This window comes from Clostridium sp., from assembly GCF_032552055.1.
In the GTDB taxonomy this organism is placed as follows: domain Bacteria; phylum Bacillota; class Clostridia; order Clostridiales; family Clostridiaceae; genus Clostridium.
In genome coordinates this window covers 1-13588 of sequence record NZ_JAWGSV010000068.1, presented here as the reverse complement: position 1 = coordinate 13588, position 13588 = coordinate 1, and the positions used below count along the sequence as shown (strand labels likewise).

Below are 13588 nucleotides of genomic sequence, written 5' to 3'. Positions count from 1 at the left end.
GTTATAGTCTGGCTGATTATTTTTTGTTTTTTTCTTATTTGTTACATTTAACATATTAATATATAATTATTGTATTAAAAAAGAATAAATATAGTATAGAGGTATAAATATGACTTTGGAAAAGAAAATCACAAGACTTACAATTGGTATTTTTATTACAATAATGTTGATTATAAGCATTTTTTCTATAGCTATTATAAATAGTAAAGTATCTGAAGCAATAGGAAAAAGTCTTACAGATACGGCTTTTGTAGTGGCTGCAAATCCCATGATTCAGAAGGAATTAGCTGATAAAGGAGATCCAACACATTTAAAAGTCCAAAACTTTGCGGAAAGAGTAAGGCTAAAAACAGGATTATTATTTATAACAGTAATGGATCAAGATGGAATAAGATACTCTCATCCAATTCCTGAGAATCTTGGTAGAAGGTTTTTAGGAGGAGATGAAAAGCTTGTTTTAACTGAAGGTGAGACATATGTATCGGAAGGTGAAGGACATTTAGGGAAATCTGTAAGAGCCTTTGTTCCAGTGCATAAAGATGGTGTACAAGTTGGGGCTGTAGCTGTAGGAATGTTAAAAAGAGATTTAAGAGGTGAGGTTAAGGAATATATAATAGGATTAATACCCGTATTTATAGGAGTTTTAATAGTTATAATTTTTTTAGCAAAGAAATTAGCTACTAATATAAAAGGAGATATTTATGGACTAGAGCCAGAAGAAATAGCTATTCAACTAAGAGAGAAAGAATCTATTATTAATAATATAGAAGAAGGATTAATAGCAATAAATAGTTCAGGATATATTACAGTAATAAATGATAAAGCTTTTGAAATACTTAATATAAATTCAAAGGATAAAATAGATGATAAAGTAACTAATTTACTATTTGAAGTTATGTATAGAAGGAGCAGGATATTCAATAAGGAAATAAGATTAGATAACAATATAATAATCATGGGGAATTTCTATAGTATAGTTGGTGAGTATGGTAAGGTAGTAGGAGCAATTGCTAGCTTTCAGGACTTTACAAGGGTTCATAATATGGCTGAGGAATTAACAGGAGTAAAGGAATTAACTTGGAATTTAAGAGCTCAAAATCATGAGTTTATGAATAAATTACATACAATAGCAGGATTATTACAATTAAATGAAACAGAAGAAGCTTTAGAGTATATATTTCATACTACAGAAAGTAGAGGTATAATTACTGATAATTTAAGTAAAATAAAGGAACTTTCAATACAGGGATTATTATTTTCTAAATATAATAGAGCTGATGAGATGAAAATAAAATTTGAGATTGATGAAAAATCATATTTAAAATCTCTTCCTGATTATATAAGGGTACAAGATATATTAACTATTATAGGAAACCTCCTAGAAAATTCAATTGAAGAACTTAGGACAAAAGAAAATGGATATATATATATTGGAATATTCCAAGAAGAAAATATAAAAATAATAGTTAAAAATAATGGAAGCAAAATTGATGATACTATTAAAGAAAAAATGTTTAATAGAGGATTTAGTACAAAAGGAAATTTCAGAGGACTTGGCTTATATAATGTAAAAAATATTATAGAATCATTAAATGGAAATTTAAAATTAACTTCAGATAAAATTACGACATGGGAGGTAGAAATATAACAATGAATAATATTAAGGTTTTTATTGTTGAAGATGACCCGATGGTAAAGGAAATAAATACAAGGTTTTTAGAAAAGCTTGAGGGATTTAAAGTTGTAGGAGATGCAAGTAGCATAGAAGAAGCAAAAGATAAAATTATTAAAGCTAAGGCTGATTTAATTTTATTAGATATCTTTTTGCCTGATGGAAAAGGTATAGACTTATTAAAATGGATAAGAGTTAATGAAGTTGATGTAGATACTATTTTAATTACAGCAGATAAATGTAAGGCTTCAGTTGATGATGCTTTCAAATATGGTGCTATTGACTACTTAATAAAGCCATTTAAATTCGAGAGATTTAAAGAAGCTCTATATAATTATAGAAGCAGATTTATAGAATTAAGAAAAGTAGATAATATGAATCAGGATTATATAGATCAATACATATTAAAGATTAATACAAATTTTATAGAGGAAGAAGTACAAGAAAAAGAATTGTGCAAGGGGTTAAGTTTAAAAACATATAACAAAATAATAGACTATATGAATCAAAAATATGAAGAATATTTGACTGCAGAGGAGATAGCACAAGGAAGTGGTCTTGCTAGAGTAACTGCAAGAAGATATTTAGAAAAGATGTCTAAAGAAGGTAAAGTGGAAATAAATCAGGAGTATGGAAAAATTGGTAGGCCAACAAACTATTATATTCTTAAAAAATAAGACCAAAAAGACCAAAATAAACAATAAGACCACAATATTGATAGTTTATTAATTAACAAATATACTAATGCTGTAAATAACTTAAGATTAAGGGGAGATAGTTAAATGAAAAAGAGAGCTTTAGCATTAGTAATGTCAGCTTTAATTTTAATTCCAACAGCTTTAGTTGGTTGTAGTGGAAAGAAAGAAACTGCTGATATAGTTGTAATAGGAGCAGGTGGTGCAGGATTATCTGCAGCTGTACAAGCTAAACAAGATGGTATAGAAAACGTTGTTGTTCTAGAAAAAATGCCAATGGTAGGTGGTAACACAAATAGAGCTACTGGTGGTTTAAATGCAGCAGAAACAGAACAACAAAAAGCAAAAGGAATAGAAGATTCTATTCAAACTATGTATGATGATACTATGAAGGGTGGATATGATAAAAATAACCCAGAATTAGTAGAAAAGCTATCTAAAGAAGCAAAGGATTCAGTTGCATGGCTAACTGATTTAGGAGCAGATTTATCAGATGTTGGTAGAATGGCAGGAGCTACAAATTATAGAACTCACAGACCAACAGGGGGAGCAGCTGTAGGAGCTCATTTAGTTGATACACTAAAGACAGCAGCTGAAAAAGAAGAAGTTGATTTAAGATTATGGAATGAAGCAAAGGAAATAGTTTTAGATAAAGATGGTAATGTTTCAGGGGTGAAAGTTACAGATAAAGAGGGAAAAGAATATACTATAAATACAAAAGCAGTAGTTATTGCTGCAGGGGGATTCTCAGCTAATCAAGAAATGGTAGTTAGCTACAAAGAAGATTTAAAAGGATTTGCTACAACTAATCATAACGGAGCTACTGGAGATGGTATAGTTCTAGGAGAAAATGTTGGTGCAGATTTAGTAGATATGAAGGAAATTCAAACTCATCCAACAGTTGTTCCAGAAAAGGCTGTAATGGTAACAGAAGCTGTAAGAGGTAATGGAGCAATTCTTATTAATAAAGATGGTAAGAGATTTACAAATGAATTATTTACAAGAGATGTAGTTTCAAAGGCTATATTAGAGCAAAAAGATGGAGTAGCTTATCTTTTCTTTGATGAAGGATTAAGAAATAGTTTAAAAGCTACTGAAGAGTACTTCAACATGGGATTAGTAACAGAAGCTGATTCAGTAGAAGAACTAGCAGAAAAATTATCAATAGATAAAAATACTATGGTTGAAACAATTAATAAGTATAATGAAGCAGTAGTTGCAAAAACAGATGCAGAATTTAATAGAGAAGACCTTCCAAGACAATTAAATGAAGGAAAAGTATATGCAATTCCTGTAACTCCAGCTGTTCACCATACAATGGGTGGATTAAAAATAAATACAAATGCTGAAGTTATAAATAAAGATGGTAATGTAATTCCAGGATTATTTGCAGCAGGAGAAGTAACTGGAGGAGTTCATGGTGGAAATAGATTAGGTGGAAACGCATTAGCTGATATAGTTACTTTTGGTAGAACTGCAGGAAAAAATGCAGCAACATTTATTAAATAGGATTTAATTGTAGGAGGAGTAAGAAATGAAGAAAATAACTGCAATATTAAGTACAATAGTATTATCTGCCACTGTTCTAGTTGGCTGTGGTGGTGGAAAATACACTGATGGAACATATACTGGTGAAGGACAAGGAGCTTCTGGCATAATAAAAGTGGAAGTTAAGGTTGAAAAAGGAAATATATCAGAAGTTAATTTAGTTGAACATAACGAAACTAAGACTTTAGTTGATGGAGTTAAGGATAATTTAGTTCCAGAAATAATTGAAAAACAAAGCACTGAAGGCGTTGAAGCTATATCAGGAGCAACGAATTCATCAAACGGTGTAATAGAAGCTGTTAATAAAGCTTTAGAGTCAGCATCTAAATAGAAATTAGCTCTTAAACTTTTTAAATATATTATTCTAAAACCCCCTATTTTTAATAGGGGGTTTTTCAACAATCTGGGAGAGTTAGGATTATCATAGCTCTCTTTAATATACAATTTCTTATATTTGTGCAGACTCAGTAGAAGAAATAATTTCATTTAATTTAACTATAAGATGTAAAGAGGATATTGAAACTATTTATTTCTAATTTTCTGATTCTCAAGGTAATTATAATTCTTTAGTCATATTTTAATAACTAAAGGAGTATTTTTTATATTAATAGGCAAACTATATTTACAAAAGAACATATGTTTGCTATACTTAAAATAAGAATTTCCATGGGAGGGATATCCTTGAAAGTTGTGGCTAAACCAATTAAAATGATAGCTTGGTTTAATGAAGATGGTTCCATTAATCCAATTAAATTTAAAATAGAAGAGGACGGGGCTAAAGTAATTAAGATAAATAAGATACTAAAAAGAGATAAGGAAAAACTGGCAGGGAACATTATGGAGAAGTTTGTTTGCAGTTCCTCTATAAATGGTATAGAAATAATATTTGAAATTAAATATGATGCTAAGAGTTATAAATGGATATTATTTAAAATGTAAGTTAAGTCCTATAGTTTATAGTAATTTTAATCTGTAAGGTATAAATTATTTTCAAGATATTATTAGTAAGTTATAAAACTACAATTTTACACCTTGCTTTGATGATATTTAAATTACTTTCAATGCATTAAAAAAGTACAATTTTGTAGTAGATAAAATAAGACAAAGATGTATTTGGTTATGAACTTTAAAAGTAAGTATTATAAAGTGAAATAATGGGAAGTGAATGAATTTGAGTGATAGGATTATTTTTCATATAGATGTAAATTCAGCCTACCTATCTTGGACTGCTATAAGAATGCTTCAACTTGGAGAAATAGAAGAAGATATTAGAGAAATTCCATCAATAGTTGGTGGAAGTACTGATGATAGGCATGGAATAGTACTTGCTAAATCTATTCCAGCTAAAAAATTTAATATTAAAACTGGAGAGCCTATTATAGATGCCTTAAAGAAATGCCCTAGTTTAAAGATTTTTAGACCTAATTATAGGCTCTATATGGACTGTAGTAATGCTATGTATAACTTGCTTTATGAGTATTCTCCTAAGATACAAAGATATTCTGTAGATGAAGTATTTATGGATATGAGTCATTTTAAAGAAAATTATATGGAAAAAGCTGAAGAAATAAAACTTAGAATAAAAAGAGAACTAGGCTTTAATGTTAATATTGGTATAAGTACAAATAAGCTTTTATCTAAAATGGCAAGTGACTTTGAACCAAAGAATTCTATTCAAACATTATTTAAAGAAGAAATAGAAGATAAGATGTGGCCTTTACCTGTAGAGGATTTATTTATGGTAGGTAGGGCTACCAAAAGAAAGTTAGATAAGCTTAATATAAATACAATAGGAGAGCTTGCAAACTTTGACTTAAAACTATTATGTAGTGTATTTAAAAGTCATGGAACTACCATATATAACTATGCAAATGGAAATGAAGATTCCGCAGTTAGAAAATATAACTATATAGAAGTAAAAGGAATAGGAAACTCTACAACTATAGCCTGGGATGTAACTACTAGAGAAGAAGCCTTAAAAATTATATTATCATTAACAGAATCAGTTGCTAATAGATTAAGAAATAATAATAGTTTATGTAAGTTAGTTGCTATTTCTATAAAGGGATTTAACTTCGAAAGATATATTCATCAAAGATCGTTAGAAAACTATACTGACTTAACAGAAGAAATATTTAAAGAACTTACTATTGCCTTTGATGAAGTTCGGAGAGGAGAGCCTATAAGGCAATTAGGAGTTAGAGTAAGTAAATTATGTAGTAATGAATTTTTTCAATGTTCTCTCTTTGATAATAAAAGGGTAGAGAAACAAAGGGCATTAGATAAAGCTATAGACTCTATAAGAGAGCGATATGGCAATAATTCAATAATTAGATCTACCTTCCTTCATTCAGGTATAAAATCAATTAATGGTGGTAATGGGGAAGATGATTATCCTATGATGGGAAGTTTATTATAAAAGTGCTTTCTTAAAATTATAACTGTAATTTTAAGATATAGCACTTTTTTTGATAAATTTCAGAGTATAATTAATTTTATGTTGAAAGTGTTTTTTATATAAAGATAGTATTATAAGTTATTAATCATTTGAAATTATACGATAAGAAGACTAAAAAAAATTTATGAACTCTATTTTATAAAAATAGTACAAGTTTATAAAAAAAGTGCAAATTACATAATTATATTTAGTGAAAAATGCAAAAAAATTAATATAATTAACACAATAAAGTGCTAAAGATGTCATGGATATATATGTTAAAATATTAATTGTAAAGCATTACAAATAGAATAAAGGGGAGAATGAAAATGAGATTTAAAAAGTTATTATCAATTTTAATGGCATCTACTTTAACTTTAGGATTAGCTGCTTGTGGGAATAATGATAATGGAGCTTCTTCAGGTGATACAACTACAGGAGGCAATGACAAAATAACAATATGGGCTTGGGATGAGTCATTTAATATAGTAGCAGCAAATCAAGCTAAGGAGATATATTCAAAGGATAATCCAGATGTTGAAGTTGAGGTTGTAACAATGTCACAAGATGATATTGTAGCAAAACTTAATACAAGCCTTTCTTCAGGATCATATGAAGGTCTTCCAAATGTAGTTTTAATAGAAGATTATAAAATACAAGGATATCTTCAAGCATATCAAGATGAGTTTGCAGATTTATCATCTGTAGCAAAAGCAAGTGATTTTGCTGATTATAAAACAGGAGTAAATGTTGTAGACGGTAAATTATATGGTATTCCTTTTGATAGTGGAGTTGCAGCAACTTTCTATAGAGTTGATTTAATAGAGCAAGCTGGATACACAAAAGAGGACATGCAAGATTTAACTTGGGAAAAGTATATTGAAATAGGTAAAGCTGTTAAAGAAAAGACTGGAGTTGCAATGTGTACTTTAGACCCAAGTGATATAGGCCAAATTAGAATGATGTTACAAAGTTCAGGTGCATGGTATACAGGAAAAAATGGTGAAGTTACTATAGCTGATAATCAAGCTTTAAAAGATGCGATAAAAGTATATAAAGATTTAACTGAAGCAGGAATTACAAAGCAAGTTGCTGAATGGGATCAATTCGTAGGTGCTTTCAATAACGGTGAGGTTGCTAGTGTTGTAACTGGATGTTGGATTGCTCCTTCAATTAAGAAAGCTGAAGATCAAAGTGGTAAATGGGCAATAGCTTCATTCCCAAGAATGGAAAGCAACTCAAGTTCTGTAAATGCATCTTCAATTGGTGGTGCTGGTTGGTATGTACTTAAAAATGTTGGAAATACAGAAGCTGCTGTAGACTTTGTTGGTAAAACTTTTGCTTCAAATACAGATTTAATGAATAAATTAGTAGAGTCAATAAATTTAGTAAGTACATTAAATGAAGCTGCAGGTGCTTCAAACTATAATAAAGGTGATGAATATTTTGGTGGACAAGAAGTCTTTAAGGATTTAGCAGAATGGACATCAGAAGTACCTTCAGTAAACTATGGATTACACACTTATGCAATTGAAGATATTATGACAGAAGCTTTGCAAGCAATTCTTCAAGGTGCTGATGTAGATGAGACATTAAAAAATTTCCAAGGACAAATTGAGGCCGCTGTAGCACAATAATAAGCTGTTTTAACTAAGAAACCATTTACTAAGGTCTAGAGTAGTAAATGGTTCTTTATATAAGGAGGAATATATGAAGAGTAATGGAAAAAGTACTAAATTAAATTATAAATTAAATAAAACAGCGTGGCTATTTATTATACCGAGTATATTCTTAATAGTTACATTTGTATTTTATCCTATGGTGCAAGCTTTTATAACTTCATTACAAGGTGGAATGGGGAATAATTTAAACTTCGTAGGATTAGATAATTATAAGAGATTATTAACTGATTCAACATTTAGAAAAGCTTTATTCAATACGGTATTATACTTAATTATTCAAGTTCCTATAATGATTATACTTGCACTTGCAATATCTGCAATGTTAAATGATAAAAGATTAAAGGCTAGGGGCTTTTTTAGGACAGCAATTTTCTTACCTTGTGTTACATCATTAGTAGCTTATTCAATAGTATTTAAAAGTTTATTTGCGACAGATGGTTTTATAAATGCATTTTTAATGAATATAAACTTAATTTCTGAACCAATTTCTTGGATAACACATCCTGTTTGGGCAAAAGTATTAATTATAATTGCAATAACTTGGAGATGGACAGGTTATAATATGGTGTTCTATTTAGCTGGTATGCAATCTATAGATGATTCTATATACGAAGCAGCTGATATAGATGGAGCTAGTGCTTTTGTAAAATTTAAAACTATTACTCTTCCTCTTTTAAAACCAATAATATTATTTACAACTATAAATTCTACTATAGGAACATTACAGCTATTTGATGAAGTTGCAAATATAACAGGGGGAGGACCTGCTAACGCAACTGTTACTATATCTCAATATATTTACAACTTATTATTTAAGTACTCACCTAATTTTGGATATGCAGCAGCAGTTTCTTACGTAATACTTTTCCTTATAGTAATATTATCATTTATTCAATTAAAGGCAGGAGGGGATAATAATGAATAATAAAATGAAAATGGTAAGTATTTTTAAATATATAATATTAAGTGTAATATCATTTATATCAATTTTCCCGTTTATTTGGATGGTTATAGCAATTACTAATAAATCAGTAGATATCACTAATGGAACATTGATACCTGGAGGATATTTTTTTGAAAATTTAAAAAAACTTCTAGCTTCTGATTTGAAGTATGCTACAGCATTTAAGAACTCATTAGTTATATCTGTTGTAACTACAACTTTTGCTATGATTGTTTCATCAGCTGCTGGATATGCATTTGAAGTTTATAAGACAAAAACTAGAGATAGAATATTTAATTTTATTCTTTTATCAATGATGATTCCTTTTGCAGCGTTAATAGTACCTTTATTTAGAATGTTTAGTAAGTTTAGTACTATAGGTGCCTTAAAAGGTATATCATTAAACACTCATGGAGCGGTAATTGTGATTTCAGTAGCCACAGCATTTTTAATATTTTTCTTCAGGCAAAATACTAAAACCTTTCCAAAGGATTTAATTGAAGCTGCTCGTATTGATGGATTAGGTGAGTTTAGTATATTCTTTAGAATATTTATGCCAACAATGAAGTCTACTTACGCTGCAGCTATAATAGTAACATTTATGTCAAGCTGGAACAGTTATATGTGGCCGTTAATATCTTTACAGTCAACTGATAAGAGAACCTTACCTTTAGTAATTTCAGCCTTAGGTTCATCATATACTCCAGATTACGGTATGATTATGATGGCAGTTGTAATTGCAACATTACCAACAGCATTAATATTCTTCTTAATGCAAAAGCACTTTGTAGCAGGAATGACTGGATCAGTAAAAGGTTAAAGTGGAGAGATTATTAAAAAAAGGAGAGAGCAGAAATGATAAAGACAGCAAGTATAGAATGGTTAGATAACCCAGAAGTATTTAGAGTGAATAGAGTAGATGCACATTCAGATCATTTATATTATGAAAATAAAGAGGATATTAAATTAGGATATGATATGCCTTTAAGGCAATCTTTAAATGGAAAGTGGAGATTTTCATATGCAGTAAATCAAGATACTAGAATTAAAGATTTTTATAAAGAAGATTATGACTGCAGTAGTTTTGATTATATAGAGGTACCTGGACATATTCAGTTACAGGGATATGATAAATGTCAGTATATAAATACAATGTATCCTTGGGATGGTCACGACGAGCTTAGACCACCTCATATATCAAAGACTTATAATCCTGTAGGAAGCTATGTTAAGTACTTTACGGTAAAAGAAGAACTGAAAAATAAGAAAACATTTATTTCTTTCCAAGGAGTAGAAACTGCTTTTTATGTATGGTTAAATGGAGAGTTTGTAGGATATAGTGAAGATTCATTTACACCATCAGAGTTTGATATTACTGAGTATCTAAAGGATGCAGAAAATAAGCTAGCTGTAGAAGTATATAAAAGAAGTAGTGCTAGCTGGTTAGAGGACCAAGATTTTTGGAGATTCTCAGGTATATTTAGAGATGTTTATCTTTATTCAGTGCCAGAGTGTCACGTTGAAAATATGTTTGCAAAGGCTGTATTAGATGATTCTTATACTAAAGGAATATTAAACTTAGATTTAAATATTAAATTTAATAAAGAGTGTTTTGTAAATATATATTTAGACGATAAAGAGGGAAATTCAATATGCTCTTTAGATAAAGTAAAGGCAGAAGAAAGTTTAAGTAAAGAGATTATTTTAGATAAAGTAAATCCATGGAGTGCAGAATCACCTTATTTATATAATTTATATATTGAATTAGTTGATTCAAATAATAATTTACTAGAAATAGTTAAGCAGAAGGTTGGATTTAAAAGATTTGAGCTAAAAAATAATATAATGCATTTAAATGGTAAGAGAATAGTATTTAAAGGGGTAAATAGGCATGAATTTAATTGTCAAAAAGGACGTGCTATAACAAAGGAAGACATGTTATGGGATATTAAATTCATAAAACAAAATAACATTAATTCAGTAAGAACTTCACATTATCCTAATAGTTCAATGTGGTATGATTTATGTGATGAGTACGGTATATATTTAATAGATGAGGCTAATTTAGAAAGTCATGGTTCATGGCAGAAGATGGGGGCGTGTGAACCTTCATGGAATGTACCAGGCTCTATACCAGAATGGAAAGAGGCTGTTTTAGATAGAGCTGAATCGATGTTTGAAAGAGATAAAAACCATCCATCAATATTAATCTGGTCTTGTGGTAATGAATCTTATGCGGGGACAAATATTTTGGAGATGACTAAGTATTTTCATAAGAAAGATGATAGTCGTTTAGTTCATTATGAAGGAGTGTTCTGGAATAGGGACTTTGATGAGATAAGTGATATGGAAAGTAGGATGTATGCAAAGCCAGCAGATATAGAGGAATATTTAAAAAATAATCCTAAAAAGCCATATATTAGCTGTGAGTATATGCATGCTATGGGTAACTCTTGTGGGGGATTAAATTTATATACTGAACTAGAAGATAAGTATGATATGTATCAAGGTGGATTTATATGGGATTATATAGATCAGGCAATAGAAATCACTGATGCAAATGGACTAAAGAAATTAGTTTATGGTGGAGACTTTGACGATAGAGCAACTGATTATTGTTTCTGTACTGATGGAATAATTTATGCAGATAGAACTATATCACCTAAAGTTCAAGAGGTAAAGCATTTATTTTCAAATGTAAAATTAAAACCAAACAATAAAGGATTTAATATAAAGAATAATAACTTATTTACTGGAACTTCTGAATATGAATTTGTATTCTATATAAAGCATGAAGATAATAGAATTTTTGAAAAAATTATCTTAGAAAATGTTGAAGCAGGGGCTGAAAAATTTGTATTAGTAGAATGTCCAGAACTTGAAAAAAATGGAGGATTTACTTATAATGTATCTATGAGATTAAGAGAAGAGACTTTATGGGCAGCAAGAGGGCATGAAGTAGCATTTGGACAAACTATCATTAATAAGTTAGAAGAATTAGATAATAAGAATTGTGAAGATAAATTTGAAGTAGTACATGGTGATGTTAATATTGGAGTTAAGGGTAAAGATTTTAGTATGATGTTTTCTAAACAAGAGGCAGGACTAATATCACTTCGTTATACTGATAAAGAGTATATCACAAGAGCACCTAGGACATCTTTCTTTAGGGCAACTACAGATAATGATAGGGGTAATGGACATGACTTTAGATGTGCACAATGGCAAATTGCTGGACTACATCAAAGAGCAGTTGATTTTAAGTTAGATGAGCAAAAAAATAAAGTAACATTGGAATATACTTTTGTAATGCCAACAGCAGTTCAAACTACAAATAAAGTTATATATACTGTTACATCTGATGGTTCAATAAATATAAGATTGAAATATACTGGTGTTGAAGGTATGGCTGAAATCCCTCTATATGGTATGGAATTTAAGCTAAAAAAAGAACTAAATATATTTAAGTATTATGGATTAGGACCAGAGGAAAATTATATAGATCGTAATGAAGGTGCTAGACTTGATGTATTTAAAAGTACAGCAAGTGATAATATGTCAAAATATCTAATTCCTCAAGAGTGTGGAAATAGAACAGAAGTTAGATGGGTTGAGGTAACTAATGATAATGGGGAAGGATTATGCTTTAAATATAATGATAAGCCATTTGAATTAAGTGTATTACCATATAGTGCATATGAAATTGAAAATGCAATGCATATTGATGAATTACCTAATGTTAATTATACATGGGTACGTATAATAGCAAAGCAGATGGGAGTAGGTGGAGATGATAGCTGGGGAGCTCCAGTCCATGATCAATATTTAATACCATCTAATGAAGATATTGATTTAAGTTTTACTATAACTAAGACCCAAAATATCTGATTTGATTGGTGGAGAGTTACACCTAGGAATGCATGTGAGTAGTGAGTTTCATTAAAAAAGCATAGATTATAATAACAATCTGTAAAGGGTGGATAGTATGGGAAAGTACTGTAAGGTATTAATTGTAGAAGATGAATTTATTATGCGTCAAGGAATTAAGCACATGATAAATTGGGAGAGTGAAGGTTTTACAATAGTTGGAGAATCAACGAATGGGAAAGAAGCATTAGATATAATTGAGGAAGTTAAACCCAATATTATTATATCTGATATAGTAATGCCTATATTGGACGGAGTTGATTTTTCGAAAATAGTACAGAAAAAGTATCCAGAAATACAGATTGTTATTCTTAGTAGTTATGATAAATTTGAGTACGTAAAAAACACTTTATTGAGCGGAGCAGTGGATTATGTTTTAAAGCCAACACTGACTCCCTCTAATTTGATTATAACTCTAAAAAAAGCTGTAAATAGAATTCCAGGGATGAAGCTGATGAAAAATGATGAGGAATATTATCATACCTTAATTGAAAAATATATTCTAGGTTATGAAAACGTATTAGATGAGAAAAGGTTTGTAAATCTTTTTCATCATAGCTGCTTTAGAATATTAGGAATAGATATAAAAAGCTTACATGGAAAAAATGAAGAGTGGATTCAAGACATTATAGGAAAGTTAGATGAGTTTTTCCAATGTAACAAAGAGTATATAAATATAAATAC

11 protein-coding genes are annotated in these 13588 nt (G+C 29.6%); all 11 read left to right on the top strand.

What is annotated here, in order from left to right; all coding sequences use genetic code 11:
* Positions 1–109: 109 nt before the first annotated feature.
* Positions 110–1648: a sensor histidine kinase gene (locus E6248_RS06720; RefSeq protein WP_316340045.1), complete on the top strand. Its 1539-nt coding sequence runs from the start codon at positions 110–112 to the stop codon at positions 1646–1648.
* Positions 1649–1650: 2 nt separating this feature from the next.
* On the top strand, positions 1651–2349 hold the full coding sequence (locus tag E6248_RS06715) for a response regulator (protein WP_316340044.1): 699 nt from the start codon (positions 1651–1653) through the stop codon (positions 2347–2349).
* 105 nt (positions 2350–2454) lie between these two features.
* Entirely contained in the window at positions 2455–3876 is a 1422-nt protein-coding gene (locus E6248_RS06710) for a flavocytochrome c (protein ID WP_316340042.1), read from the top strand.
* Positions 3877–3901: 25 nt separating this feature from the next.
* On the top strand, positions 3902–4246 hold the full coding sequence (locus E6248_RS06705; RefSeq protein WP_156624574.1) for an FMN-binding protein: 345 nt from the start codon (positions 3902–3904) through the stop codon (positions 4244–4246).
* A gap of 359 nt (positions 4247–4605) precedes the next feature.
* On the top strand, positions 4606–4854 hold the full coding sequence (locus E6248_RS06700; RefSeq protein WP_316340046.1) for a hypothetical protein: 249 nt from the start codon (positions 4606–4608) through the stop codon (positions 4852–4854).
* Positions 4855–5086: 232 nt separating this feature from the next.
* Entirely contained in the window at positions 5087–6334 is a 1248-nt protein-coding gene (locus E6248_RS06695) for a DNA polymerase IV (RefSeq protein WP_316340041.1), read from the top strand.
* Positions 6335–6681: 347 nt separating this feature from the next.
* Positions 6682–7989 carry an extracellular solute-binding protein gene (locus E6248_RS06690; protein ID WP_316340040.1) on the top strand — a complete coding sequence of 436 codons (1308 nt, stop codon included), beginning with the start codon at positions 6682–6684 and terminating at the stop codon, positions 7987–7989.
* Between the two features lie 73 nt (positions 7990–8062).
* Entirely contained in the window at positions 8063–8959 is an 897-nt protein-coding gene (locus E6248_RS06685) for a sugar ABC transporter permease (RefSeq protein ID WP_316340039.1), read from the top strand.
* Positions 8952–9797 (top strand): carbohydrate ABC transporter permease, encoded by an 846-nt coding sequence (locus tag E6248_RS06680; protein ID WP_316340038.1) that lies wholly within the window; start codon positions 8952–8954, stop codon positions 9795–9797. Before E6248_RS06685 ends, E6248_RS06680 begins: the two co-directional genes overlap by 8 nt.
* 35 nt (positions 9798–9832) lie before the next feature.
* On the top strand, positions 9833–12865 hold the full coding sequence (locus E6248_RS06675; RefSeq protein ID WP_316340037.1) for a glycoside hydrolase family 2 TIM barrel-domain containing protein: 3033 nt from the start codon (positions 9833–9835) through the stop codon (positions 12863–12865).
* 97 nt (positions 12866–12962) lie between these two features.
* A partial coding sequence (locus E6248_RS06670; RefSeq protein WP_316340036.1) for a response regulator occupies positions 12963–13588 on the top strand: 626 nt, incomplete at its 3' end.

What these genes read in the sequence shown, in the direction of transcription:
- E6248_RS06720 (WP_316340045.1), top strand. Translation starts at nt 110, where the DNA reads ATGACTTTGGAAAAGAAAATCACAAGACTTACAATTGGTATTTTTATT.
- E6248_RS06715 (WP_316340044.1), top strand. Translation starts at nt 1,651, where the DNA reads ATGAATAATATTAAGGTTTTTATTGTTGAAGATGACCCGATGGTAAAG.
- E6248_RS06710 (WP_316340042.1), top strand. Translation starts at nt 2,455, where the DNA reads ATGAAAAAGAGAGCTTTAGCATTAGTAATGTCAGCTTTAATTTTAATT.
- E6248_RS06705 (WP_156624574.1), top strand. Translation starts at nt 3,902, where the DNA reads ATGAAGAAAATAACTGCAATATTAAGTACAATAGTATTATCTGCCACT.
- E6248_RS06690 (WP_316340040.1), top strand. Translation starts at nt 6,682, where the DNA reads ATGAGATTTAAAAAGTTATTATCAATTTTAATGGCATCTACTTTAACT.
- E6248_RS06685 (WP_316340039.1), top strand. Translation starts at nt 8,063, where the DNA reads ATGAAGAGTAATGGAAAAAGTACTAAATTAAATTATAAATTAAATAAA.
- E6248_RS06680 (WP_316340038.1), top strand. Translation starts at nt 8,952, where the DNA reads ATGAATAATAAAATGAAAATGGTAAGTATTTTTAAATATATAATATTA.
- E6248_RS06675 (WP_316340037.1), top strand. Translation starts at nt 9,833, where the DNA reads ATGATAAAGACAGCAAGTATAGAATGGTTAGATAACCCAGAAGTATTT.